Source organism: Desulfurobacterium crinifex (genome assembly GCF_054656775.1).
This window is the reverse complement of record NZ_BAAHXO010000004.1, coordinates 129,677-155,657: the sequence shown is the minus strand read 5'-3', so window position 1 is coordinate 155,657 and position 25,981 is coordinate 129,677. Positions and strand designations below refer to the sequence as shown.

General features: G+C 40.3%; 24 protein-coding genes and 4 tRNA genes. 20 read left to right on the top strand and 8 right to left on the bottom strand.

What is annotated here, in order from left to right:
• Positions 1-17: 17 nt before the first annotated feature.
• The 6 genes from ACYQ3A_RS02570 to ACYQ3A_RS02545 are packed head-to-tail and all read right to left on the bottom strand — an operon-like array spanning position 18 to position 11,484.
• Positions 18-2,018, bottom strand: a complete 2,001-nt coding sequence (locus ACYQ3A_RS02570; protein ID WP_459895426.1) for a pentapeptide repeat-containing protein — start codon at positions 2,016-2,018, stop codon at positions 18-20.
• A gap of 46 nt (positions 2,019-2,064) precedes the next feature.
• Positions 2,065-3,585 carry an ion transporter gene (locus tag ACYQ3A_RS02565; protein ID WP_459895424.1) on the bottom strand — a complete coding sequence of 507 codons (1,521 nt, stop codon included), beginning with the start codon at positions 3,583-3,585 and terminating at the stop codon, positions 2,065-2,067.
• A 34-nt stretch (positions 3,586-3,619) separates the two neighbouring features.
• Positions 3,620-5,224: a citramalate synthase gene (gene cimA, locus ACYQ3A_RS02560; RefSeq protein ID WP_459895423.1), complete on the bottom strand. Its 1,605-nt coding sequence runs from the start codon at positions 5,222-5,224 to the stop codon at positions 3,620-3,622.
• Between the two features lie 53 nt (positions 5,225-5,277).
• A complete protein-coding gene (locus ACYQ3A_RS02555) occupies positions 5,278-6,498 on the bottom strand; it encodes an aspartate kinase (protein WP_459895421.1) in 1,221 nt (406 codons plus the stop codon).
• Between the two features lie 20 nt (positions 6,499-6,518).
• Positions 6,519-10,856, bottom strand: a complete 4,338-nt coding sequence (gene gltB / locus ACYQ3A_RS02550; RefSeq protein WP_459895420.1) for a glutamate synthase large subunit — start codon at positions 10,854-10,856, stop codon at positions 6,519-6,521.
• A 43-nt stretch (positions 10,857-10,899) separates the two neighbouring features.
• Entirely contained in the window at positions 10,900-11,484 is a 585-nt protein-coding gene (locus tag ACYQ3A_RS02545) for a hypothetical protein (protein ID WP_459895419.1), read from the bottom strand.
• Between the two features lie 187 nt (positions 11,485-11,671).
• Between ACYQ3A_RS02545 and ACYQ3A_RS02540 the strand changes: the two genes are divergently transcribed.
• The 12 genes from ACYQ3A_RS02540 (at position 11,672) to ACYQ3A_RS02485 (ending at position 18,118) form a co-directional block, all read left to right on the top strand.
• A tRNA-Thr gene (locus ACYQ3A_RS02540) sits at positions 11,672-11,748 on the top strand.
• Positions 11,749-11,752: 4 nt separating this feature from the next.
• Positions 11,753-11,838 (top strand) — tRNA-Tyr (locus ACYQ3A_RS02535).
• A gap of 7 nt (positions 11,839-11,845) precedes the next feature.
• Positions 11,846-11,922: transfer RNA gene (locus ACYQ3A_RS02530), tRNA-Gly, on the top strand.
• Between the two features lie 9 nt (positions 11,923-11,931).
• Positions 11,932-12,008, top strand: a tRNA-Met gene (locus tag ACYQ3A_RS02525).
• Between the two features lie 327 nt (positions 12,009-12,335).
• A complete protein-coding gene (gene leuD / locus ACYQ3A_RS02520) occupies positions 12,336-12,839 on the top strand; it encodes a 3-isopropylmalate dehydratase small subunit (RefSeq protein WP_459895418.1) in 504 nt (167 codons plus the stop codon).
• A gap of 68 nt (positions 12,840-12,907) precedes the next feature.
• Positions 12,908-13,987 (top strand): 3-isopropylmalate dehydrogenase, encoded by a 1,080-nt coding sequence (leuB, locus tag ACYQ3A_RS02515; RefSeq protein WP_459895417.1) that lies wholly within the window; start codon positions 12,908-12,910, stop codon positions 13,985-13,987.
• A gap of 9 nt (positions 13,988-13,996) precedes the next feature.
• Complete coding sequence (locus ACYQ3A_RS02510; protein ID WP_459895416.1) at positions 13,997-15,013, top strand: aspartate-semialdehyde dehydrogenase; 1,017 nt, start codon at positions 13,997-13,999, stop codon at positions 15,011-15,013.
• Between the two features lie 16 nt (positions 15,014-15,029).
• Entirely contained in the window at positions 15,030-15,389 is a 360-nt protein-coding gene (locus ACYQ3A_RS02505) for a roadblock/LC7 domain-containing protein (RefSeq protein ID WP_459895414.1), read from the top strand.
• Between the two features lie 12 nt (positions 15,390-15,401).
• Positions 15,402-16,091, top strand: a complete 690-nt coding sequence (locus ACYQ3A_RS02500) for a metal-dependent hydrolase (RefSeq protein ID WP_459895412.1) — start codon at positions 15,402-15,404, stop codon at positions 16,089-16,091.
• Positions 16,091-16,840 (top strand): patatin-like phospholipase family protein, encoded by a 750-nt coding sequence (locus tag ACYQ3A_RS02495; RefSeq protein WP_459895410.1) that lies wholly within the window; start codon positions 16,091-16,093, stop codon positions 16,838-16,840. The genes ACYQ3A_RS02500 and ACYQ3A_RS02495 overlap by 1 nt, the downstream gene beginning before the upstream one ends.
• On the top strand, positions 16,837-17,109 hold the full coding sequence (locus ACYQ3A_RS02490) for an acylphosphatase (protein WP_459895409.1): 273 nt from the start codon (positions 16,837-16,839) through the stop codon (positions 17,107-17,109). Before ACYQ3A_RS02495 ends, ACYQ3A_RS02490 begins: the two co-directional genes overlap by 4 nt.
• Entirely contained in the window at positions 17,084-18,118 is a 1,035-nt protein-coding gene (locus tag ACYQ3A_RS02485; protein WP_459895408.1) for a murein hydrolase activator EnvC family protein, read from the top strand. The genes ACYQ3A_RS02490 and ACYQ3A_RS02485 overlap by 26 nt, the downstream gene beginning before the upstream one ends.
• Before the next feature lies 1 nt (position 18,119).
• Here ACYQ3A_RS02485 and ACYQ3A_RS02480 read toward each other — a convergent pair whose 3' ends face one another.
• The gene (locus ACYQ3A_RS02480) at positions 18,120-18,287 is read right to left on the bottom strand and encodes a twin-arginine translocase TatA/TatE family subunit (protein ID WP_459895406.1); all 168 of its coding nucleotides are present in this window, start codon (positions 18,285-18,287) and stop codon (positions 18,120-18,122) included.
• A 120-nt stretch (positions 18,288-18,407) separates the two neighbouring features.
• Positions 18,408-18,563, bottom strand: coding sequence for an FmdB family zinc ribbon protein (locus ACYQ3A_RS02475; RefSeq protein WP_459895405.1), 156 nt, complete (start codon positions 18,561-18,563; stop codon positions 18,408-18,410).
• A 57-nt stretch (positions 18,564-18,620) separates the two neighbouring features.
• Here ACYQ3A_RS02475 and ACYQ3A_RS02470 point away from each other — a divergent pair, with 57 nt between their 5' ends.
• The 8 genes from ACYQ3A_RS02470 to ilvD are packed head-to-tail and all read left to right on the top strand — an operon-like array spanning position 18,621 to position 25,859.
• Complete coding sequence (locus ACYQ3A_RS02470; RefSeq protein ID WP_459895404.1) at positions 18,621-20,912, top strand: DEAD/DEAH box helicase; 2,292 nt, start codon at positions 18,621-18,623, stop codon at positions 20,910-20,912.
• Positions 20,881-21,498: a hypothetical protein gene (locus tag ACYQ3A_RS02465; protein WP_459895403.1), complete on the top strand. Its 618-nt coding sequence runs from the start codon at positions 20,881-20,883 to the stop codon at positions 21,496-21,498. The genes ACYQ3A_RS02470 and ACYQ3A_RS02465 overlap by 32 nt, the downstream gene beginning before the upstream one ends.
• Complete coding sequence (locus ACYQ3A_RS02460) at positions 21,499-22,254, top strand: prepilin peptidase (protein WP_459895402.1); 756 nt, start codon at positions 21,499-21,501, stop codon at positions 22,252-22,254.
• Between the two features lie 4 nt (positions 22,255-22,258).
• Entirely contained in the window at positions 22,259-22,906 is a 648-nt protein-coding gene (locus ACYQ3A_RS02455) for a hypothetical protein (RefSeq protein ID WP_459895401.1), read from the top strand.
• Between the two features lie 13 nt (positions 22,907-22,919).
• Complete coding sequence (gene tsaB / locus ACYQ3A_RS02450; protein ID WP_459895400.1) at positions 22,920-23,558, top strand: tRNA (adenosine(37)-N6)-threonylcarbamoyltransferase complex dimerization subunit type 1 TsaB; 639 nt, start codon at positions 22,920-22,922, stop codon at positions 23,556-23,558.
• Positions 23,530-23,994, top strand: a complete 465-nt coding sequence (gene rimI / locus ACYQ3A_RS02445) for a ribosomal protein S18-alanine N-acetyltransferase (protein ID WP_459895398.1) — start codon at positions 23,530-23,532, stop codon at positions 23,992-23,994. The genes tsaB and rimI overlap by 29 nt, the downstream gene beginning before the upstream one ends.
• Positions 23,981-24,217, top strand: a complete 237-nt coding sequence (locus ACYQ3A_RS02440) for an HP1242/YdcH family protein (protein WP_459895396.1) — start codon at positions 23,981-23,983, stop codon at positions 24,215-24,217. The genes rimI and ACYQ3A_RS02440 overlap by 14 nt, the downstream gene beginning before the upstream one ends.
• Positions 24,207-25,859 (top strand): dihydroxy-acid dehydratase, encoded by a 1,653-nt coding sequence (gene ilvD, locus ACYQ3A_RS02435; RefSeq protein ID WP_459895394.1) that lies wholly within the window; start codon positions 24,207-24,209, stop codon positions 25,857-25,859. Before ACYQ3A_RS02440 ends, ilvD begins: the two co-directional genes overlap by 11 nt.
• Positions 25,860-25,981 lie beyond the last annotated feature (122 nt).

The following is a 25,981-nucleotide window of genomic DNA, read 5'->3' as shown; positions in this document are numbered from 1 at the left end:
CGGGCTTTTGCCCGCTTTTACCTTTTAACTCTCCGCCTTACAGCTAAGATGAATTGATAAATTAGAGTAGCTATCAATATCGAATAAAAAGTATAGAGAAATTGATACCCATGAAAGTGATTGTTTCCGTTCCCCTTAAAAGCTTTTGTTAAGTTTAGTGTTTGAGCAAAAACATCTAAGGCTTTTAAAAAAGATAGTTCTTTAGCCCATAGGCCTACAAAAGAACCTACGGAAAATGCAAATAATAATGTTATAACGACATTCTCTATTAAGTTAAAATCATCTTTTCTGATGTTATTTTTAATTTCACGTTTATCTTCTTTACTATTTACTTTGTAGAGTAAGATAAAAACCATTAAGGCAGGCATTAAGAAAAGACTAAAAAGGGACAATCCAGCTATTTCATTGGTGGGAAATTTTTTAAAAACAGATAAAAAACCAAGTATAGCTGTCAATATGAGGATTCCTGCAAAAGGTCTAAGGTAACTCATTCCAAAATTTGAAATAAATTTGTGGAAAATAAAAACAATTCTGTCCTGCCAGTTATCTTTTGTCCAGCCTTCTTCTTTTAATTGCTTTTCATAAGCTCTCATTTCAAGAGCGTAAAACTTGTTTGCATTTATATGGTTTTTCTGGTTATCTAGAGCCAATTTTAGTTGTCTATAGGTTTCTCTTGCCTTTTCTGGACTATTCTCAAATAACTCAGAACATATTTTTTCTTCTGATATCTTTCCCCAATCTACATTCACAAATTCAATATCTGCCAAAGAAGAATCTACTATCATTAACTTTCTAGCTTCTGAAAAATCACAGTTAATAAAACATATATTTTCTAAGATAGAATTTCTTATTTCTAGACCTAAACCAGATAACTTTATTCCAAACAATACAAAGTTTTTTGAGAGATTAAATACATCTTCCATCATAAGATGACTTAGAACCGTAAAGTACCCTCCTTTTATGGTAACTCGTGAATTTTCTTCTATATCAAGGTTTGAAAAGTAAAGCTCTTTACACTGTTCGTGTAAATAAATTCTTACATTATCTTTAAATTTAACACCTTCAAACTTGAGCCGTTCCCCAAGAGAAGAAATTTCTGTAAACTTGTGAAAAGTAACTCCTGAAAATCTTACTTCTCTAATGAATTTTGTATTTAAATTATCAAGTTTAGTGTCTAAAAAATAGACTTTACTAACGAATTCTACGTTATCAAAGACGGCAATCTCTTTTAAACTTATGCCTATAAAAAAAGTCAATCCTTTAAAACTTACTCCTTCAAATTTAACATTTTTGAATTCTGTCTCTTGAAATCCAGCGTCTCCATAAAACTTTGTTCCAGAAAAACGAGCTTTTCCTTTAAAGATTACTTCCTCAAAAAGTACGTTTTGATTAAATTCTGTCCCTATAAAATAACAATTGTTCATAAAGAGAACACTCCCTAAATCGAGGAAACCTATAAATTTTGCCTTTCTAAAGGAAACTACTTTATGAAATTCCTTTTCTTCTTCTTTAAAAAAAGGAAATATAAAATAATGGAAGTTATATTCCTTTTTCTCCTTATCATCTTCTACTTCAGACATATACTTTCTCAGATTTTCCAAAAACTCGTCGATTAGATTTCTCTTCCATTTTATTTTTATGCCCTCATCCAATTCTCTACTTCCTTTTAGAATTCTCTTCCTCCTACTCATACACTCCCTATATTCTTCTACATTTTCTATCCATATCTCATTCTCTTTCTCACAATGAAAAATACATGTTTTGCCATCTTGTTCTTTATGGATTTCTTTTACCAACTCCTTGACTTCTTTTTTTAATCTTTCTTCTTGATTTCCAAATTCTTCCTGCAGTTTTATGAGTTTATTTTCAATTTCCTCTACTCTCTCCTCTTCGACAAAAATTGCAACCGGCTCAATTACGTTTCTTCTTATCTCTTTGCATACTTCACATTCTATTTCGGGCAATTTCCCCTTTCCCTCAATTTCCCGTCCATCAAGATAGATAACTCTGTAGCCCAAAACATCCCCATCTTTTTTGTTATGGGATTAATTATATCGTAGCTATTTACCCAAATACGATGAATACGTAATCATTTTCCGATATCGGCTCTTCATCGGCAGGATTAATCAGAACTTTCCCCCGTTTTTCAACGGCTATGGGTAGAGCACTGTGTTTTCTAAGGTAGGATAGTAGTTCTCCAAAGTTCTGGAATTTACCGAGCTCTCTTACCTGAATCTTTCTAACAGTTCCCTCTTTTGTGAGAAGACTTTCAATCAGCTTGGCAGCTCCAGGAGTAACAATACTTGTAAAAATTAACCTTCCGATAACTTTACCGTATATGAAAACAGAGGTTACCCCCAATCTTCTTTCAAAAACTTCTGCATTTTCATCGTGGAGAACTTCAACGTAGATTTTAGCTTTAGGGTTTATTGTCTTGACGAGCATTGCTGTAAGAGCTGTCCTTGCGTCAACGTTCCTGTCGGAAAGTCCCTCTTTTCTCTCTCCAAGAATTACAACTTCAGAAGCGTTCTGGATGGAAACTTCCATTAGCACGTTTTCCTTTGTGAAATCACCTTTTTTGTAGAGGATATACTTGCTTATATCAACTCCAAGTTCTGATTTATCCATCTCTGTTACAAGAACTACAGGCTTTTCTTTATCGAGTCCGGACTTTATTATCTCTTCGACCAACTCTTCCCCACTTTCACTCCATCCGCAGATTACAAGATGATCCTTTAGCTTGTTCATTTTTAACCCTTCCCCTTTTAGAATGTTCATTCTGTTGACAAGAGTTGCAGAGAACGTAGCAGTTAGAGCTGAAACAAGGACAATTCCTCCACTGATTAGGAGGGAAGCCAAAAATTTCCCTTCTTTTGTTATGGGAGTTATGTCTCCATATCCAACAGTTGATATGGTTACTATTCCCCAGTATAGAGCCTCAAATACAGAGTGAAAAGCTTTGTTTCCAGCGTTGTATTCGTATATGTAGACGGTTACGGAGATAGTTACTATCCAGAGGATTAGGGTTATTACGATGAAAGAGATGATAGGAGCTTCTTCTTTAACTGCAAGGATGAGGCTTCTGAGTGCGTAGGTATATCTGAAAATTTTGAGTAATCTTAAGAGTCTGAGCAGTCTGAGAGTTCTGAAAGGTCGGAATATTGGGAGAATAGCCAGAAAATCTATGATTGAGTAAGGTTTTACCATCCATTGAAGTTTTGGTTTAAGGGCGAAAAAGAGTGCTTTTGTGGAGCTCTTCGTTTGAGCAAGTCCCTCTTTAAAATCATCGACAAAGTCGGAAATTACCCAGAACCTCAGCAGATATTCAACGACAAAAAAGTAGAGGGTAATCTCTTCATAGTTGTCAAACAGGGATTGAAGATCCTGTGGTAGAGGTATGTTTATCCAGAGCTCCAGAATAACGGGAATAGAGGAAGTTACGACAATAAAAAGAGCAAAAGTATCGTAAAGAAGCCTGTAAGGTCCTGTATCGCTCTCAAGAAGGTTGTAAAGCCATATCTTTAACTTCTTGAGTCTTGTTAGAACTTTTTTCTGAATACCTTCATCAAACAGATTTTTATTCACTACTTACCGGTTACTCCTTTTATGCTTCCCCACTCTATGAGTTTTGCTGTTCATCATCTTTCATCAGCTTGTACTTTAATGCATCAACAAGAGCAAGCCATGAAGCCTCGATTACGTTCGGTGATACTCCAACAGTTCCCCATTTTCTTTTTCCATCTGTTGATTCTATCAGAACCCTTGGAGAAGCTGCTGTTCCAGAGGCTTCATCGAGAATTCTTACCTTGTAGTCTGTCAGTTTAACTTCTTTTATCGATGGATAGAACTTTTCAAGGGCTTTCCTGAGAGCCTTGTCCAGTGCTTCAACAGGCCCTCTTCCCTCCGCTGCCGTATGTTCAAATCTGTCTTCTATTCCCTTTTCTTTTGCAATCTCTTCCGGGATTTCCACTTTTACGGTGGCTTCTGCGTAGGCTTCCTCGTCTTCTGACCTTTTTTCTGCTATGACTCTGAACCCTTTGAGTTCGAAGTACTTTTTGGTTAGTCCGAGGGTCTCTTTCAGCAGGAGCTCGAAAGACGCTTCTGCTCCCTCAAAGTGGTACCCCTGAGCTTCAAGGTATTTGATTTTTTCAAGTATCTTTTTAACCTCTACAGAACTCTTGTCCAGTTCAATTCCCAGTTCTCTTGCCTTGTTTACAATGTTACTCCTTCCGGAGAGTTCAGAGACCATTATCCTTCTTCTGTTTCCAACGAGCTCTGGATCTATATGTTCATAAGTTCTTGGATTTTTCTCAACTGCCGAGACATGGACACCTGCCTTGTGGGCAAAGGCGTTATCTCCAACAAATGGAAGGTTTACGGGATGTGGTCTGTTTGAGAGCTCTGAAACGAGCCTTGAGACGGAGTAGAGCTTTTTCAGATTTTCAAGTGGGATTGATTCATATCCCATCTTTATTACAAGATTTGGAATGATTGAGCAGAGGTTTGCATTTCCAGCTCTCTCCCCAAGCCCGTTTATTGTTCCTTGAATCTGAATTGCCCCTTTTTTGACTGCTATGAGTGAGTTCACAACTGCCATATCTGAATCGTTGTGGGCATGAATTCCGAGAGGAGCTTTCACCTCTTTTAAGACAGCATCAATTATCTCTTCAGTTTCATACCAGAGCGTCCCACCGTTTGTGTCGCATAAAACAAGGCAGTCTGCTCCAGCTTCTTCTGCAGCCTTGAGGGTTTTTATCGCATACTCGGGATTTTCTTTATAGCCGTCGAAGAAGTGTTCAGCGTCAAAGAAGACTTCATCAAAGTACTTCTTTAGATATTCGATTGTTTCGTAGATAAGCTCTAAATTCTCCTCGAGGCTTATCTTCAGTGCCTCGGTTACGTGTAGATCCCAGGATTTTCCAAAGACTGTAACTGCTGGTACTTCTGTTTTTACGAGCTGCCCGATGTTTGCATCTTCCTCTATTTTTATTCCCTTTCTCTTTGTGGAACTAAATGCAACGATTTTGGAATTCCTTAGATCAAGTCCTTTTACAGTCTCAAAGTAGGCTAAATCCTTTGGGTTTGAACCTGGCCAGCCACCCTCAATGTAGTGAACTCCAAGGTCGTCAAGTGCCTGAGTAATCCTCAGTTTATCTTCAAGAGAAAAGGAAACTCCTCTTGTCTGAGCTCCGTCTCTAAGGGTTGTATCGTATATGTAAATCATTACTGAACCTCTTTACTTTGCTTCTTTTCCGCGATAAAAAGCGATAAATCTTTTCATTCATTCTTATCCAGTCCAAAAGCCTCGTGGAGAACCCTTACTGCGAGCTCTGTAAATTTCTCATCTACGATGCAGGATATTTTTATTTCAGAGGTTGAGATCATAACGATATTTATTCCATACTTTGCAAGTGTTTCAAACACTTTCCCTGCAACTCCTGCATGGCTTCTCATTCCAAGTCCAACAACGGAAACCTTGGCAATCTTATCGTCTCTTATGACGTTCTTTGCTCCTATTTCGTTTGCAACCTCTTTGGTTATCTTTTCAGCTTTAGCAGCGTCGTTCTTTTCAACTGTAAAGGAAATATCTGTGAAACCATCAACAGAAACGTTTTGAACTATCATGTCAACTGGAATGTTAGCTTCGGCAAGAGCATCAAATATCTTTGCGGCAATTCCAGGCTTATCTGGGACTCTTTCTACCGTAATTCTTGCCTCATTTTTGTTGTGGGCTATTCCTCTTACGACTACTCTTTCCATTGTTTCATCTTCCTCCTTGATAAGCGTTCCCTCGTCTTCTGTGAAAGTACTCCTTACTCTAAGAGGAACTTTGTACTTCATTGCAAACTCGACAGATCTTATCTGGAGAACCTTTGCACCAAGTGAGGCGAGCTCCAGCATTTCCTCATAGGAAAGGACATTAATTCTCCTCGCCTCTGGAACGATCCTTGGATCTGCTGTATAAACTCCATCAACATCCGTGTAGATGTCGCATCTGTCAGCATTCAAAGCTGCCGCGAGAGCAACTGCCGAGGTATCAGAGCCTCCCCTTCCAAGAGTTGTAATGTCTCCCCCTTCTGTTATCCCTTGAAATCCCGTGATTACAACGATTTTCCCATCTTTCAGGTGCTTCTTTATTCTTTCAACGTCTATGTCAAGAATTCTTGCCTTTGTAAATGCTTCATCTGTCTTTATTCCAGCCTGCCATCCAGTTAGAGAGATTGCAGGATGTCCCATACTGTTGAGAACAATTGAGAGAAGACCAGCAGAGACCTGTTCTCCAGTAGAGACAACAAAGTCCATGTCTCTCTCGTTTGGCTCAAGCGTTATTTCCTTAACAAGGTTTATAAGCCTATCTGTTTCACCAGCCATTGCAGAAACAACTACAACGACGTCGTTTCCCTTCTCCTTCTCTTGAAGAACTCTTTTGGCCACGTGCTTAATTCTATCTATTGAGCCCATAGAGGTTCCACCGAACTTCTGAACAACGAGAGCCATTAAATTACCTCCCAAAAACATTAGTCAGGCAATTTGTCCATTCCTGAAAGCTTTATTTCAAGCTCTTTAACTCCTATTGGAACAACTTTCCTGATTGATTCCAAGAGAAATCTATTCTCTAAGATAGCTGCTGCAATTTTACTCCTTGTAAACTTATAATGTTTTGAGAGTAAGGATTTTAGAACTTCGTAATCCTCATTTGAAAGTTTTCTTACCTCAACGTAGTCTTTGTTAATCTTATCTTCAATCTCGTCATCAAGGACAAAGGCAGTTCCTCCTGTCATTCCTGCACCAAAATTCTTTCCAACTTTTCCAAGAATTACAACAATTCCTCTGACCATATACTCACAGGCGTGCTGTCCTGCACCTTCAACAACTGCTATTGCACCGCTGTTTCTGACTGCAAACCTTTCTCCAACAATTCCAGATGCAAAGAGAACTCCACCAGTTGCCCCGTAAAGGATTGTATTGCCAGCAATTACGTTTTCAGTAGTTTCTCCTTTAAACTCTTCGGGAAATCTCAGAACTATTGTTCCTCCACCGAGCCCTTTTCCAACATAGTCGTTTGTTTCTCCTACAAGTTCCAAAGTTACTCCTGATGGCAGAAAAGCACCAAAGCTCTGACCTGCGACTCCGTGGAATTTGAGGTGAACAAGGCTTGATGGAGCTCCTTCCTTACCGAATAGTTTTACTATGTGGTAACTCAGGGAAACTCCAACGCTCCTGTCTGTGTTTTTAATCTCATATTCCTTAAAGACTTTTTCTCCCCTTTCAAGGTATGGAAGGACGTCTTTAACAATCTTTTCGTTGAGCTTTGACTCCACTGGGTTGTAGGGGTAATCTTTTCTTTCAATCCTGTAAACCGGGTTATTGGTTATAAAGCTGAGATCAAGGTTTCTTGCCAGTTTAAACTTGCTTTTGACCTCTTCGTTCTCTTCAAGGAGATCGTACCTTCCGATAATCTCTTCAAGGCTTCTATATCCCATTTTTGCTAATATGTGTCTTATGTCCTCAGCAACGAGCCTGAAATAGTTGACAACTGTTTCAACTGCTCCTCTGAACCTCTTTATTCTGTTTTCATCCTGTGTGGCTATTCCAACAGGGCATCTGTTTGTGTGGCAGTCCCTGTCCATTACACAACCTTCAGCAATCATTGCCGCTGTTCCAAATCCAAACTCCTCAGCTCCCATGAGAGCCGCTATCACAACATCTCTTCCTATCTTGAATCCACCATCAACTCTTAGAGCTACGTTCTCTCTTAGGCCATTTTCAACTAAGTTCCTCTGTGTTTCAGGAAGTCCAATCTCCCAAGGCATTCCAGCACCTTTTATTGAAGAAAGAGGGGAGGCTCCAGTTCCACCACTTGCACCGCTAACCTGAACGAGGTCAGCCTTTGCCTTTGCAACGCCAGAGGCTACAGTTCCAACACCACTTTCGGCAACGAGCTTAACGGAGATTCTTGCCTTTGGATTTGCAAGTTTAAGGTCATAGATGAGCTGGGCTAAATCTTCGATGGAGTAGATATCATGATGTGGAGGTGGAGAGATGAGGGCAACTCCTGGAACAGAGAACCTGATAGACGCTATGTAAGGAGTAACTTTGTGTCCTGGAAGGTGTCCACCCTCTCCTGGCTTTGCTCCTTGAGCAATCTTTATTTCAATCTCCTCGGCAGATGCAAGGTAGGCAGGTGTAACTCCGAACCTACCAGATGCAACCTGCTTGATCTTACTGTTTTTGATAGTTCCGTATCTTTCAGGGTCTTCTCCACCTTCACCAGAACAGCTCTTTGCTCCAAGAATGTTCATTGCCTCTGTGATAACTTCGTGGGCAATTTTTGAAAGAGCCCCAATAGACATTCCGGGAACCATGAGCTTTTTGACAATTGACTCTACAGGTTCAACCTCTTCTATTGGAATGGGAGCTCTATCGGATTTTATCCTTAGCAGGTCTCTTATATAGGTTGGCCTTTTTTGAACTGCTTTAACAACCTCTTTAAAGTCTTCGTACTTTCCACTCTTTGCAGCCTTGAAGATTCCTCTTACAACTTCAGGATTCCACGAGTGGTGGATTCCATTGGGACGGAATTTGAGCTCTCCGTTGTACTCAGGTTCTTCTTTCTCTTCCGAAAGCTTTACCCTCTCTTTGACAATCTCTTCAATATCTTCAAGTGTGATTCCACCAATAGGGGAGAATGTATAGGGGAAGTACTCTTCTATTACTTCCTTTGAGATTCCCACAACGTCAAAAAGTTGAGACCTATGGTAGGATGCAAGAAGAGAGATACCCATCTTTGACATTATCTTGAGGAGTCCTGTGTCTATTGCCTTCTTGTAGTTTGCTTCAAGCTCAGAATAGGAAAGGTTTAGATCGATCTCCTTTGTTTTTAAGTACTCAAATACCAGATACGGATAAACTGCTGAGGCACCAAATGCAATCAGAGCTGCTATCTGGTGAGTGTCTCTAACCTCTCCTGTCTCAACAATTATTGAGACTTTGTGGAGAAGTTTTTCTCTTTCAAGGAACGTTACAAGTCCAGAGACTGCAAGGAGGGAAGGAATTGGGTATTTAACGTTTTTATCTGATAGGATGACTATTTCAACACCTTCTTCAATGATTGAATTTTTGACTTCTTCAAAGAGCTTGTTAAGTCCATCTTTCAGGGAGTTTTCAAACTCTATCTTGAAGGTTTTAATCTTCAGAAACTTAGCTTTTTTAATTTCTTCAAACGCTGAAGGTGTAAGGAGCGGAGAATCTATCTCAAGTCTTCTTGGAACTTTACCTTTTAGGTCAAGGAAATTAACTTTAGCACCTAATCTTATTTTTAAGGACATTACAGCCTTTTCTCTTATTGGGTCAATTGGAGGGTTTGTAACCTGAGCAAATTTTTGCTTAAAGTGTCTAAAAAGGAGGTAAGGTTTATCAAGAAGATTTGGAATCGGCGTGTCGTCTCCCATTGAGAAAACGGGCTCTTTGCCCATCTCTGCCATGTATTCGACCACTTCTTCCAGATCTTCCTTGGAAAAACAGAACTTTACGAGTTCCTTGTTTAGCTTCTCTGAAGGTTCAGGCTCTACTTTTTCTGTTCCTTTGAGCTTAAAGAGCTTTCTCCTGACTTCTCTCTCAACGTCAAATTCTGAGGCGATTTTGTTCAGTATCTCGTCGTTCTTTTCAACAGTTCCAGCCTTGGTGTCAACGACAATTGTTTCACCGGGTTTTAACCTTCCAAACTCTTTAACTTTCTCCTCTGGAACGTCGACCATTCCGACTTCAGAACCAAAGATGATCTCTCCATCTTCAGTTATAACGTACCTTGCAGGTCTTAGACCATTTCTATCAAGTTTCCCACCAATTACTCTACCATCCGTAAAGGCAATTGCTGCTGGACCATCCCATGGTTTCATGAGAAAGGCTGAGTACTGGAAGAAGGCTTTTACCTCGTCTGTCAAATTATCAAGAAGCTCGTAAGCCGGTGGAACCAGGACGTTTATCGCAACTGCAGGGTCTATTCCGCAAATTACCATGAGCTCAAAGACTTTATCTAAGGATGCTGAATCACTTTCGTCAAACTCAACAAGGGGTAGAACTTCTTTTATCCTTTCTCCCAAAACTGGGGAATCGATTATTGGTTCAATTGTTTTGATGAAATTCCTGTTTGCAGTGATTGTGTTTATTTCTCCATTGTGGGCAATGAGCCTTAAAGGTTGGGCAAGTCTCCACTCTGGGTTTGTGTTTGTCGAGTATCTCTGGTGGAAGATGGCGAGGGAACTCTTTAGTTCTTCATTCTGAAGATCTAAGTAGAATCTCTTTAGGTCTGGAGCAAGGAGCATTCCTTTGTAGGCAACAAGTTTGTCAGAAAATGAGACAACATAGTTTTCGTAAGATATTTCTTTTAAAAGTTTTTCAAGTTTTCTTCTCAAAATGTAAATTTCAATAGAACTTTTATTTGCCGGAGCAATAACCTGAAAGATCTCAGGTATTGATTTCCTTGCAATTTCTCCACACTCATTCTCATCAATGGGAACTTCTCTGATAACGCAGTTTCCAAGAACAAGCTTTGTTTCACTCTCTATAACTTTTAAAGCTTCGTCAACTTTTCCTTTAAGGAAAAAAGTACCAACTGCAACCTTTTCAGCATTAAAGCTTTTATCTATCTTCTTTGCCTCTTTTATAAAGAATTCGTGGGATATCTGGAAGAGAATGCCTGAACCATCTCCTGTTCTTCCATCTGCAAGGGTTGCCCCTCTGTGGGTAAGGTTTGACACGGCTTTTAAGGCATTATCTATTATTGAATAGGATTTCTTTCCTTTAATGTTTGCGATAAAACCGACTCCACAGGAATCTTTGAATCCAAATTCCATTGCTACTCCTTTTTTATCTTGGGTTTAATGAGAATTAATTCTATCAAAGGTGAAGAATATATTTTCCCTTAGGAGAAGTTATATTCTCAAGTCCTATGAAAGTTGTTTCTCCTACCTTTTCCTTTATATATGAACCGGAAGGGAAGAATAGATATTTTGGTTTGACAAGCTCTATGATTTCTTTGAAGATCTGTTTTTTAGGAGAGTCTGCAATGAAGAACATGTCCAATCTTTCAAGTCCAGAATTTTTAAATGCTTGTACAAGAGAATCTATATCCTCTTTGAATAGGTAATTTTGCTTGTGTTTTTCCAGTTTTCCTCTTGATTTTATCCATTCTCCTCTGGTCAATTTAATGGTTGATGGGTGATAGATTCCACTGATACCTGAAAACGTTGAACCATTTTTGAATTGGAATATTCTTGATAACATGTCAATGCCATTGCTTTTTAGCAGTGGAGCTAAGTTATCTTCTTTACCTCTAACAAAAAACCAAGTCAGATTAAGTTTTAAGGGCTGGAAAAGCTTAAGAGGACCAATAATAAAAACGACCTCAGGCTGTGAAACTTCTATTAATCCGTTTAGTCTTTCGGTATTTTCGTGTAAAGGTCCCGTGATCAAAATTTGCATTTTGTTTCTCCGCTTTGAATCGGGTTTTTCTCAAAGGATTGAAAATAGTGAAAGAATTATACGAAACCATGGATTCCTGAAAACCGATGTGTTTGTAGTATTCTAAAATCGTTTTGTTGGGTAAGAATTTTTGATTGGCACTTGACACCAGAAAAGAACCACCTATATTATTCACCGTCCAGTAAGTGCCGGCTTAGCTCAGTTGGCTAGAGCGGGTGACTTGTAATCACCAGGTCGGGGGTTCGACTCCCTCAGCCGGCACCATGCTGGAGGGGTGGCCGAGTGGTCAAAGGCAGCGGACTGTAAATCCGCCGGCTGACGCCTACGCAGGTTCGAATCCTGCCCCCTCCACCACTAAAGGGCGGGCGTAGCTCAGCTGGCTAGAGCATCAGCCTTCCAAGCTGAGGGTCGCGGGTTCGAATCCCGTCGCCCGCTCCATATCAATGACGCGGGGTAGAGCAGTCCGGTAGCTCGTCGGGCTCATAACCCGAAGGTCGCGGGTTCAAATCCCGCCCCCGCAACCAATTTCATTCCAACCCTCCTTTCTGCTCCCTTCCAAATTTCAAAAGCTCCTGAACAACCTATCTATTTTTCCTCAAGTAATGAAATTACCAGATGCTATCGTAGTGTATTCATGAGGTGCTTAACCTCTTAGCCTATGGTTTTTCCTTATGATAAGGAGAAATAAGAAAAATTCCTGTTTCTAAGGAGGGTCGGGGAGATTTAAATTTTCGAAATTAAGCGTTTGTAGAATACGCTACAGCCGTTAATAGCCCAATATGTGTTTCCTTACTTTTACTGGTATAATTGCCTAAATTTCTACCTGCCACAAATAATTTCAGGAGGATAAAATGTCTGAAGTTTTTAAAGGAAGAGCTTTTAAGTTTGGAGATGACATTAATACAGACGAAATTATTCCTGCAAGGTATCTGAACACTTCTGAACCCTCCGAGCTTGCAAAGCACGTTATGGAGGATGCAGATCCAGAATTTCCAAAGAAAGTTCAAGAGGGAGACATAATTGTAGCTGGAAAGAACTTTGGATGCGGTTCTTCAAGAGAACATGCTCCAATAGCCATAAAAGCTGCTGGGGTTTCTGCTGTAATCGCGAAGTCTTTTGCAAGAATTTTCTACAGAAACGCCATTAATATTGGACTTCCGATATTTGAGTCTTCAGAAGCGGTAGAAGGAATTGAAGAGGGGGATATCGTTGAGATAAATCCGGAAACAGGAGTGATTAAAAACGTTACAAAGGGGACAGAGTACAAGGCTAATCCAATTCCTCCAGACATAAGAAGAATTATGGATGCCGGTGGTCTTATGGAGTATGCAAAGCAGAAACTGGGATTGAAATAAATATGGAAGTTTAGTGGATTGGAAGGTTAGAAGTTTAGAAAAATCAGTAAAAATTTGGAGGTAGAAAGTTGAAGACGTTTAAGATAGCAGTTCTTCCGGGTGATGGAATTGGGCCTGAAATAGTTAAGCAGGCTGTTAAAGTAATGGATGCAGTTTCTGAGAAATTTGACGTAAAGCTTGAGTACCAGTATGGTCTTATTGGTGGAGCTGCAATTGATGAATATGGAATTCCATTTCCAGAAGAGACAAAGGAGATAATTCTCTCTTCTGATGCTGTTCTCCTTGGGGCTGTTGGAGGTCCAAAGTGGGACAATCTCGATTTCTCCATAAGACCTGAAAGAGCTCTCCTTGGAATGAGGAAGCTCCTAAATGCCTTTGCGAACTTAAGACCTGCAAAGCTTTACGATGAGTTAATAGACGCTTCAACATTGAAGCCAGAAGTTGTTAAAGGCGTTGACATAATGGTAATAAGGGAACTCACCAGCGGTATCTACTTTGGAATTCCGAAAGGAATCTTTGAAGATGATGGAGAGAGAGTTGGAATAAACACTCTCAGATACAGAGAGCACGAAGTTGAGAGAATTGCAAGGGTAGCTTTTGAAGTTGCGAGAAAGAGGAACAAAAAAGTAACAAGTGTTGATAAGGCTAACGTTCTTGAGGCTACGGTTCTCTGGAGAGAGGTTGTTGAAAGGGTTCACAAAGAGTTCGAAGATGTTGAACTCAACCACATGTACGTTGACAATGCAGCAATGCAGATAATCAGATGGCCAAAGCAGTTTGATGTAATAGTTACAACAAACATGTTTGGCGATATCCTCTCAGATGCCTGTGCAATGCTTACTGGTTCCCTTGGAATGCTTCCATCTGCAAGCATAGGTGGAAAGATCGGACTTTACGAGCCAATTCACGGTTCAGCTCCAGACATTGCAGGGCAGAACGTCGCTAATCCGATTGCAACGATTAACTCTGTAGGAATGATGTTTACTTACTCATTTGATATGCCAGAAGTTGAGAAGGCAATTGATGAGGCTGTTAAGGGAGTTCTTGCTAAAGGTTACAGAACTAAGGATATCTATTCTGAAGGAACAAAGCTTGTTTCAACTGAGGAGATGGGAGACCTGATTGCCGAAGAGATAAAGAGAATGTAGGGGTAAGAGATGAAGGGATACAGAGTTGCCGTTGTTGGTGCAACAGGGGCAGTTGGACAGGAGATGATAAAGGTTTTAGAGCAGAGGAACTTTCCAGTTTCAGAGCTGAGACTTCTTGCTTCTGCAAGGTCTGCTGGCAAGAAGCTGAAGTTTAAAGGTGAAGAGATAACTGTTGAAGAGCTAAAGCCTTCAAGCTTTGAAGGAATAGATATAGCTCTCTTTTCTGCTGGTGGAGATAGGAGTAAGCAGTTTGCTCCAGAGGCGGTAAAGAGGGGAGCAGTTGTAATTGATAACAGCTCTGCATTCAGGATGGAGCCTGATGTTCCTTTAGTCGTTCCGGAAGTTAACCCTGAAGATGTTGACTGGCACAAAGGGATAATTGCAAACCCTAACTGTTCAACTATTCAGATGGTTGTAGTTCTGAAACCTCTTTACGATATCTCAAGAATTAAAAGAGTTGTGGTTTCAACATATCAGGCAGTTTCTGGTGCTGGTGCTGCAGCTATAGAGGAGTTGAAAGAGCAGACAAAAGCTGTTCTTGAAGGAAAACCTGTTCCACCACCAAACAAAATTCCAAAGCAGATAGCCTTCAACTGCGTTCCACACATTGATAAGTTCTTCCCTGATGGCTATACAAGGGAAGAACACAAAATGATAAACGAGACAAAGAAGATTATGCACGATGACGAAATAAAGGTATCTCCAACCTGTGTAAGAGTTCCGGTTTTCATAGGACACTCAGAAGTTGTAAACATTGAGTTTGAGAAACCCATTTCTGTTGAGGAAGCAAGGGAGGCTCTTGAAAAGGCTCCGGGTGTTACTGTAATAGATGATTTTGAAAATGCTATCTACCCAACTCCGATAGATGTTGCAGGAAAGGATGATGTTCTTGTTGGCAGGATTAGGAAAGATGATACAATAGGAAATGGGTTAAACTTGTGGATTGTGGGGGATAATCTGAGAAAGGGGGCAGCTCTAAATGCTGTCCAAATTGGAGAGGTTCTTATAGAAAGGGGATTAATATAGTTTCTGAGAGGGGGGTATGGAGAGAAAGCTTAGAGAGATTGCAAATTCGATACCTGAGCTCAAGTCAATAGCTATAGTGGATGAGGAGGGATTCATCGTTTATAGATATGACAAACCCGATATTGATGTAGATCCAGAGGAAATATCTGTTCATATAGTCAATCCGGTAAATAGATTAATAGAGACCATGGAGGAAGTGTTCGGGGAAAGAGACAGCCTTGAAGAGATGGTTTTGTTTACAGGAAAACATACACTTCTGGTTTATAAGCTTATAAACGATACGTTTCTGGTGGTTCTTGCGGAAAAAGACCCTCTCTATGGGAAAATCAGGTTTAAAGTTCGTTCAAAGTTAAATGAAATCAAATCGGCTTTATAAGGGAGGGAAGAGATGGCAAAGCTATGGTACCTTGGACATTCAACATTTTACCTTGAAGGGGAAGGACTTAAAGCTCTTATAGATCCATTCCTTACAGGAAATCCATGGGGAATTGCAAAGCCTGAGGATTTTACAGATCTCAACTATATCTTTGTAACCCATGGTCATGGTGATCACCTTGGTGACGCTGTTGAGATCGCAAAGAGAACAGGGGCAACGATAGTTAGTATCTTTGAAGTAGCTCAGTACTGTCAGTCTAAGGGTGCGAATGTTCATGCAATGCACATTGGTGGCACTTACAACTTCCCGTTTGGAAGGGTGAAACTTGTTCCAGCAGCTCATGGGAGTTCTGTGATTGAGGATGACAAGGTCGTTACTCTTGGAAGTCCATGCGGAATAATTGTTGAAGTGGAAGGTAAAAACGTTTACCATGCTGGAGATACTGGACTTATTGCGGATATGGAACTCCTTGGTAAATACGAGAACATTTATGTTGCTCTTCTTCCAATTGGTGGAAACTTTACGATGGACATCAGAGATGCAGCCATAGCTGCAGAACTCATCAAACCGGCATTAGCCATTCCAATGCACTTCAAGACATGGCCAATTATTGATGCTGAACCAGAGGACTTTAAAGCTCTTGCAGAAGCAAGAGGTGTTGACGTTCAGATTCTCAATCCAGGAGATGAATTAGAGTTCTAATGAAAATAGGAGTAACTCTTTCGGGCGGCTTCGTTCAAGGAGTCGCCCATGCTGGTCTTTTAAAGGCTCTTGAGTTTAAGGGAATATCTCCTTCCTTCATAGCAGGTTCCAGTGCTGGTGCAGTAATAGGTGCTCTTTACGCTGCCGGATATTCTCCAGAAGAAATAAAAGAGCTGGCAGCAAACCTTTCATGGAGAGATTTGGTTAAACCAACATTTAAAGGTGGGGTATTTTCCCTTTCTGGCCTAAGGGATAGATTGTTGCAACTTATAGGAGATGCTGATTTTAAAGATCTTAAAATTCCCTTTGGACTTACCGTTGTAAATTTGAAAACCCTGAAGCCAGAGTTTGTAACAGAAGGAAAGGTTGTGGATTACGTTGTAGCTTCCTGTTCAATTCCTCCTCTCTTTGCTCCTTACAAAATAGGTAAAAATTACTACGTTGATGGCGGGATAAGAAACTGTCTTCCTGCAGAAATGCCGAAAGTTTTTGGTTGCACCGTGAATATCTGTTCAAATGTTAATCTTGTGTCTGAAGAGTTTGATCCTTCATCAATGATTGATGTAGCAATCAGAATAAGCCTTGCAGGTGTAATTGAAAATCAGGAAAAGAGGCACGGGTATTGTGATATCCTTGTAAACCACAAGATTGATGGTTCTCTCTTTGATTTTGAGAGTGTAGAAATCTTCTTTGAATCAGGTTACAAGAACGGATTAAGGGCAATCGAGGACTTGGAGAGCTGGCTGTGAAAGCACTACAGGCTTTTGTCAGTGGGAGAGTTCAGGGAGTAGGATACAGAGCTTTTACAAGAAATAAGGCGAAACTCCTTGGATTAAAAGGGTTTGTTCGGAACCTTCCCGATGGAAGAGTTGAAGTTTATGCTGAGGGAGATGAGGAGAAACTTATTAGGTTTCTGAACTATCTGAAAGAAGGACCTTTCTTTGCAAAAGTGACAGATATTGAATATCAGTTTTTGGAATCCAGAGGTAACTATGAAGATTTTGTTGTTCTGTATTAGTCTTTTGATGCTGACAATTTCTGCCTTTGCTGATGTGACATATACCGTTAAAAAGGGTGATAACTTAGGGAAGATTGCAAAGAGATATGGAGTATCTGTAAGAGAGATAATCAAAGCAAACAACCTTAGAAAGCCATACATAATCAGACCTGGACAGAAGTTAAGAATACCCACTAAAGGAAGAGTAAGTAAGAAAAAAACTTATATTTACTACAAAGTGAGAAAGGGGGATTCTCTTGCGAAGATAGCAAAGCGTTTCAACACTTCTGTAAAGAAACTTATAGCGCTTAACAATTTGAAGAAACCTTATATTATCAGGCCCGGACAGAGGTTAAAAGTTCCATCTACGCATGGTTATTCGAAAAAAGGGAGTTCAAAGAAGAAAAAATCAAGTTTTAAAACGAATAATCGTGCAATTTATAAATCTTCACTTTTCTCAAAGGTACCTGTTTACAAGTACTATCGAGTAAAGAGAGGAGATTCTGTTATCAAAATAGCCAAGAAGTTTAGAGTTTCTCCAAAAACTATAATAAGAGAGAACAGACTGAGAAAACCCTACATTCTGAGACCCGGACAGAAGTTAAAAATCCTTGTTGGTTATAGGGATGTCCTGAAACTTAATAGGCCAATTCAGTTTAAATTTCCCCTTGATGGGAGAGTTGATCCAACTGTGAGGGAAAAGGGATATCCAGGAATATTTATACTTAGTCGTCCAGGAACTAAGGTTAAAGCAGCTGAGACAGGCATAGTAAAGTTTGCAGGAAAAGATGAGCATTTTCTAAAGACATACGGGAATGTTGTTGTGATTGAGCATCCGGAAGGTTACCAGACCGTTTACAGCAATCTGGACAAGATTTTCGTTAGGCCAAAGCAGACGGTTAAAAGAGGAGAAGTTATTGGTACTGCTGGAGTATCCGGAGACTGGGGAAAAACTGGAATCTATTTCGAGATTAACAAAGTATACAATAGAAAAGTTTATCAGATTAATCCACTTGAGGTTCTAAAGTAGATCACTCCTTGTTGACTACTTTTATAACGGGTTTCTCTTTTTCTTCCTCTTCTCCTTCCAGTCCCTTCTTGAATTCCTCTTTTGCAACAAAGAAGGACTTAATGAGGTTAACTATCTTGTCCCATCCAAAGAGCACACCAACAACGATTAGGAGGAGGACTATCTTCATCAACAATTTTCACCTCTCAGATTAGCGATTAACTCTATTATAATCCATATTTGAAGGGCATGCCTTCCAGGCATACCCTAAGGTTGATTTCAAAGGACAAACTGTCCTTTATTTTTAGCCTCAGCCAAACGGTGAGCAGGCATTTGCAATGTCGATTACTTCAACATCTTCAGATCCACAAAATGGACACTTGATCTCCATTAATTGAAGAGGAGTATAAATTGCCTCTTCAAACTCGGCACCGCAGCTGTTACACTCAAAGATGTAAATTTGCATGCCTACCTCCGGTGATTAGAATTTACGTATCCATTAATTTAGGAGTTTTCTGAGAAAATGAAAATAATCAAAGTTTTAGAATCAAGTAAATTTAATGGTAAAACAGGAGTTGTAGAGTATATCTTAGAGGGCGAATTAAAAAAAGAGACTCTTGTTCCTGTAAAGGATACAGAGTTAAAGGTTTCCTTTAAATTTCTCAATCCTATTCAGACGTTATTCTTCAAGTTTTACGAAGGTGGGAATGCTCTTGTCTCTTCTCCTACAAGTTCCGGAAAGACATTGATAGCTCTTCTCTTCTATTTAAAGAACAGGGACAATGGACGCTTTATCTACACTGCCCCTACAAGGTCTTTGATATGGGAAAAGTTCAGAGAATTCAGAAGTTTCTTCAGAGCGATAGGGATAAGAACTGGCGATTTAGTAGAGGAACTGGATGAAATTGTTCAGCCAGCAGTTGTCGCCACCTATGAAAGTTTGCTTTCTGCTGCGAGAAACAGAGCCAGATGGTTTGAAGATGCCGGTGCAGTGGTGATTGATGAGATACACATAATCAGAGATCCTTCGAGGGGAGCAGGAATCGAGGAAATCGTCAGTTATTGTCTTGAGGAGGAAATTCCTGTTTTGTCCCTTTCTGCCACCATACCGGGAGCGGAGGAGTTAGCAAGATGGATTGATGCGGAACTGTTCATTGAATCGGAATGGAGACCCGTTCCCTTAGAGAGAAAGGTTTTCAATATGCCAAAGCTTTTGAGAAAAATAAAGGCTCCCAAGAGTTCTCCAGAAGAGAAGATTGTATCCGTCTTGGAATATTTGAACTTAGAGGGAAAAACGATTGCGTTTGTTCCAAGGAAAGATCTGGGCTGGCAGTCTTTGAAGGTGGAAAATACAATCTACAACAGAAAAGTTTTAAATGAAACGTTGCCATTTGAAGTGGAGGAAACGGAGAGTAAAAATATAGTTGCTTTCCACAATGCAGATGTTCCGCAAGAAGAAAGAGAAGAGATAGAAAAGGAGTTTAAAGAGGGGAATCTCAATCGGCTCTATGCTACCCAGACCCTTGCTTACGGAGTGAATCTTCCGGCAGATAACGTTGTTATCTTTGTCAGAGGAAGTTTTGATAGGTTTACCTACAAGTATCGCTTTTTTCCCGATCCTCTTACAATTCTTCAAATGGAGGGAAGGGCAGGAAGGTTTGGACTTTCAGAGAAAGGTTACTCATTTATAGTCGTGACTGGGGCAAAGGAAGGAGCTCTTGAAAAAGCTCTTGAAGAGGAGCTCCAGATGCCCTTTGAAACTGCCCTCTCTTCTGGAATAGAGAGAAGAGAGAGTGCTGCCTGTCCCAACAGGAGAAAGGCTTATCTGAGCTTAATGATTCTGGGGCCTCTGATAAGGTATGGAAATAGGTGGAAAGAGGCTGTGAAGTCAATGTTCAGCATAAAGAGGAATCCGCTCCTCATTAACGAGATTGAGGAGATTTTGGAGGAGCTGGAATCTACAGGTTTTATAGTGGATGGGAAGCCTTCTCTCCTTACCAGAATCCTTGTTTCTTCTTTTGTTTCTCCATTCTGTTACAGGGAATTTCAGGAAAGACTTCAGTCAGCTAAGGAGAGCCTTGAAGCAGGAATAGAGAGGACGTATCTCTATTCCTTTATTGTGAGACCCTTTATAAGAAGGGAACTGAATCCGTCAACAGTTGCGCTTTTTACAGGTAAATCTTTTTATGAAGAAGCACAGAAGATAAGGGATAGAGTGGAAGAGGTTACGGGGCTGGATGTTGATGATAACTCGGATGTTCTGGCTTTTTATACATCTGGAAAGTTCTTTCCCTTCAAGAATGTTGCCAGACCTCCAGGTGACCTTTCTACTTTGCCAACAGAGAGCTCTCTCCTTGGACAGCTTCTGTGTAGATTGAATATTTTCGATTTTGAGACACTTCACAGGGTTGCAATGATGATAAGATCCGGGATTCCTTTTGAGTTTTCTCTTTTGGGTGCTGTTGAGGGTCTGGGTTATATGAGAGGGAATGCTCTGGCACTGACGGGACAGAGAGCTGGAATCACAAATGAGATAGCCTTAGTAAATGGAATCCGTGAAGAGAACCGGGAACTGCTGGAAGCTCTCAAAGAGACCCTTTCACTTAGGTATGACAGGAAGGAGAGTCTTGAAAAAGAATTCTCTGCAATTGTTAAGATTGTGAAAGGGATTAAATTTCCCCTTGGGAATTTGAAGTTTCTGCGATTTTTAGCATCTCTATTTGTTGGCAGACAGGAAGCTATTAAACTTTCAAAGGAAGACGCCCTGGAGGTGCTCTTTGAAAATGTCTCAGGACAGAAAGAAAATGAGAGTTAGGATAGATGGCAAATATCAAGAGATAGAAGTTAGCAGCAAAATGCCTAAAACTACGTCAGGGCTCTTGAGGCTTATTGAGTACAGGTATCTCTTTCCGGAACGTTCCATAAAGTACGTTGAAAAAGACGGTGAAGTACTTCATCCGACGAAGGTGGACGAGATAAAAGATCTGGAAACCATAAACATAGTAACAGAACCTTCTGTGAACATGATAAAGAAACAGATAGAGTTGGCACTAATGGCCCTTGATGCAATGGTTGTTTCGATCAATCAAATAGTTAATGACTGGAAAATAAAAGGGGATTTGGCAAAGCTTTACCTCAATAACCTTCTGGATTCCTTAGAGTGGACTGTTAAGGTTGTTGAAAATGGTTCAAAGATACTTCCCATATACGATGGACTTGAAGAGGCTATAGCAAAACTTGAGGATAAAATCTTTAGAATTGATGATCTCATGTTTGAGGGGAAAGAGGAAGAAACAATAGAGGTTCTCATTGATGAGTTTCCGAAGGCTATAGAGGAGTGGAAAGAGTTTTTAAGGGGCATGATAAGGTTTATTAAATCAGCTTCTGGAGAGACTCACTAAATGGAATACCTAATGGCGTTTATATTTGGAACGATTGTAGGTAGTTTTCTCAATGTCTGCACCTACAGAATCCCTATGGGAGAATCTGTAATCTATCCATCTTCTCACTGTCCTAAATGTGGTGAAAAGATTAAGTGGTATGACAACATTCCAATTATCAGTTATTTGATCCTAAGGGGAAAGTGTAGAAACTGCGGGGAGAAAATTTCAGTTCAATATCCTCTAATAGAACTTTTAACAGGAATTCTTACAGCAGGAGTTATCTGGAGATATGGAGTTTCATTTGTCTCTCTCTATTTTCTGATTCTAATCTATGTGTTAATTGTGGTTTCTATGATTGATCTAAAGACAATGCTCGTTCCTGTAAAGCTCTGCTATTTTGCAATGGTTGCAGGAATTCTGCTTTCGCTTTTTGTTCCTGTTATCTCTTTCAAGGACTCCATTTTAGGAGCATCCTTTGGAGCAGGAATTATTCTCTTTATCATTGAGACCTACTACATATTTACAGGTAAAGAAGGTATGGGATATGGAGATGCCAACATAATGGCAGTTATTGGTGCTTTCTTAGGATGGGAAAAAGTGTTGTTGACGATATTCTTTGCTTCACTGATTGGATCTGTTGTTGGAATTGCCCTTATGGTTCTGAAGGGTAAAAATGTAAAGTTTGCACTGCCTTTCGGACCCTTTCTCTCTGCAGGGACATACATTACAATACTGTTTGGTGATGAAATAATCAAATGGTATTTGGGGAGATAGGAAAATGTTTTTGAAGAAAGTAGAAAGTTTTCTGTTAAAGACCTCAGAAGTTTTTCTTATTGCTATAACCGTAGCTTTGCTGGTTATCTCTTTTGTTCTCTTCTTTGAATTTCTGGCAATGTCTCCTCATTTCTTTCACATTGAAGAGATAATCTTCTCAGGTCATATGAAAGATGCTACAGAGAGTCTGAAAGAGATCATTTCTCCTCTCTTGATGTTTGTTATCGTTGTCGAACTCATCATTATGCTCATAAAACACCAACCAAGAATCGTTTTTGATGTTCTTTTGATTGCGATTGCAAGAGAAATCATCATTGCAGGGCATAATTTCAAGGATGTTTTGCTGGGATCTATTTCTCTTTTGGTTCTTTTCTTCGTCAGGAAGTTCCTGACTTTTAAGAGTGTTCCACCTGGAACAGCAGTTATCATAGATCCATATATAACGGTTGAAGCCTTAAATGAGATGCTGGGTGTTCACATTCCTTTTGAAGAGGAAAAGTATCTGGTTGATCTTATAGAGAAGGTTTCTAAGGAGAGAGGAGTTGTTCTCAAGAAACGGAAGACGATAGATATTGCAAATGTTAAGATAGAAATACTGGATGTTGATGAAAGAGGAAAGCCTATTTTAGTAAGGGTAATAAAGACAGCATAGAACAGGGAAAGCCGTGACGGTTATCGGAATAGATCTTTGTACTTCTGAAGGAAGTGTTTCCCTTGTGAAAGAAGGGGAACCCTTAGGCGTCTCCATGTGGAATCAGTCCAGAAAACATGCTGAGAGAGTTTTCGTAGAAATAGAGAGACTATTAAAGGAATCAGGTATAGGAAAAGAAGATGTAAACCTTGCTGTGGTTACTTCAGGCCCCGGTTCATTTACAGGAGTGAGGCTTTCTGTTACTGTTGGAAAATCCTTGAGGGTCTTAGGACTTGATGTGAAAGCGGTTTCAACTCTTCAACTTGTGGGTTTTGGGATCCTTAAAATGGGATTACCTGTGGTTTCACTCTTTCCTGGTAGAAGAAATAGGTACTATACACTAATCAGGGAAAGGATTGGGGATTCTACAGAGGTTTTGGATTTGACTGAGGAAGAATTGTTCTCTGCCCTGAGAGAGCGTTCTGAGTATAGAGTTGTTTATAAGGGAACTGTTCCGGAAACTATAAAAAACGAGTTCAAAGCTCTGTATGAGACAACTCCCCTTTCCCTTACTGCTGCACTTCTTCCTTTTGAAGCTCCTCAGATGCTCAAATCTCTTCACTTCTACTACGTAAGAGATCACGATGCAAAACCTTCTTGTAAGAGACTGTAGAAGGGAAGATTTAAGTGCTATACTAAAAATAGAGAAGGAATCTTTTCCTGATCCATGGGGAAAAGAGCTTCTTGAGAAAGAGTTGTCTCTTTCCTTTTCTTGGTTTATCGTTGCAGAAGTGGATGGAGAAATTGTTGGTTATCTGGTAGCCTGGATAGTAGGAGATTCCTGCGAATTGAATAGGATAGCGGTTGCACCTTGTATGAGAAGTAGAGGAATAGGAAAAAAATTACTTTATGAACTAATAGATTACTGTAAAAATAGAAACGTTAAAGAGATTTTTCTTGAAGTTAGAGAATCCAATTTAAATGCAATTAAACTTTACGGTAGTTCCGGTTTTGAGAAAATCTCTGTCAGAAAAAATTATTATGGTAGAGAGAGTGCTTTTATCTACCGGCTTAAACTTGATAGAGGAGGAGAAAATGCTCAGGGATGAGAATCTAAAGGCTCTTGCAAGGGAGAAATTTCACCACTTTAAGACCCTGGAAAGGAAACATCAAGAACTGGACGACATGATAGATGAACTGGAGAAAAAAGCTGTCATTACACCCAAGGAAGAACTCGAACTGGAAAGAATGAAGAAAGAGAGACTGAAGCTCAGAGATGAGATGATGCTTCTCATGAAGAAAGCCAAGGAGGAAGTTGAGAATGAGAAGTGATGTTTTGAGGGAGTTCGAAAAGCTTCCTGCCCGTGCTCTCATGATGGCAACCGGAATTCAGAGGAAGGACATAGATAAACCTCTGATCGGAATAATATCAAGCTGGACAGATCTTGTTCCCGGTCATGTCGATATGTTCTCTCTTGAGAGGTTTATAGAAAGAGGAATCGCAGCGGCTGGCGGTACACCGTTTGTTGTTCGTGTTCCTGCTGTTTGTGACGGTATTGCTATGGGACATGAAGGAATGAGATTTTCTCTCCCATTGAGGGAACTCATAGCCGATGCAGTTGAAGATGTTGTAACTGCCCATCAACTTGATGGTGTTGTCCTTCTTACAGCTTGCGACAAGATAACTCCCGGAATGCTTATGGGAGTTGCAAGGCTAAATATTCCTGCAATTGTTGTTACAGCAGGTCCAATGCTTGCAGGAAGGAGAGGAAAGGAAAGGCTTGACCTTGTTACCCATACATTTGAGGCTATTGGAAGGTACAAGACAGGAGAGATAACACTTGAGGAACTACTTGAGCTCGAAGGAGCAGCATGTCCTTCTTCAGGATCGTGTCAAGGAATGTTTACTGCAAACACGATGGCCTGTCTTTCAGAGGCTCTCGGAATGTCCCTTCCATACTGCGGAACCTCTCCTGCACCGCTGGCAGAGAAGAAAAGAATAGCAGAGGCATCTGGAGAGAAAATTGTTGAGTTAGTTAGAAAAGGGATAAAGGCACGGGACATACTGACACCAGCAGCTTTCAGAAACGCAATAAGGGTTGACCTCGCCCTCGGCGGTTCTACAAACACGGTTCTCCACCTTCCGGCAATTGCCCATGAGGCGGGAGTTCCTTTTGAAATTAAACTCTTTGACGACCTGAGCAGAGAAACTCCAAAGATATGTAGCATGAGACCTGGTGGAAAGTACCTGATGGAAGACCTCCACTCTGCTGGAGGAGTTCCAGGGGTTCTCAAAAGACTTTACGATAGTTTAGAAGATAACCCAACAGTTCTTGGAGTGAACATCAAGCAGATTGCTGCAAGCGCAAGGATTTGGGATGAGGACGTTATAAGGCCGGTTGACAACCCATACAGTCCAGAGGGTGGGATTGCGATTCTCTACGGTAACCTTGCTCCACATGGGGCTGTTGTTAAACAGGGTGCAGTCTCAGATAAGATGAAGGTCTTTACCGGGACTGCGAGAGTCTTTGACTGTGAAGAAGATGCAATGAAAGCTGTAATGGATGGAAAGATAAAAGCTGGAGATATCATCGTTATCAGATATGAAGGGCCCAAAGGTGGTCCCGGAATGAGAGAGATGCTTGCCGTAACGGCTTCTGTAATGGGAATGGGACTTGGAGAATCGGTTGCTCTCATTACAGATGGAAGATTCTCAGGTGGAACCCACGGTCCCTGCATTGGTCACATCTCTCCTGAGGCAGCAGAAGGCGGTCCTATTGGAGTTGTTCAGGAAGGGGATAAGATTCACATAAACATTCCTGAGAGGAAGCTTGAGCTCCTCATTTCTGAGGAAGAGCTCAAAAAGAGACTTGAGAACTTCAAACCAAAACAGAAAGAGATAAAATCAAAACTCCTCAGAAAGTACGCGAAGCTTGTAACTTCTGCCGCAAAAGGAGCAATTCAGGACGTCTAATCCTTCCCTGCAGGGCTTCCTGCCCTGCTTTATTTATCTTCTTTATTTAAGTAAAGATTCAATAAAAATCCTATTCTTCGCTTCTATTTTTTCTAATGGAAGTAAAGAGAACTAACTCTTTT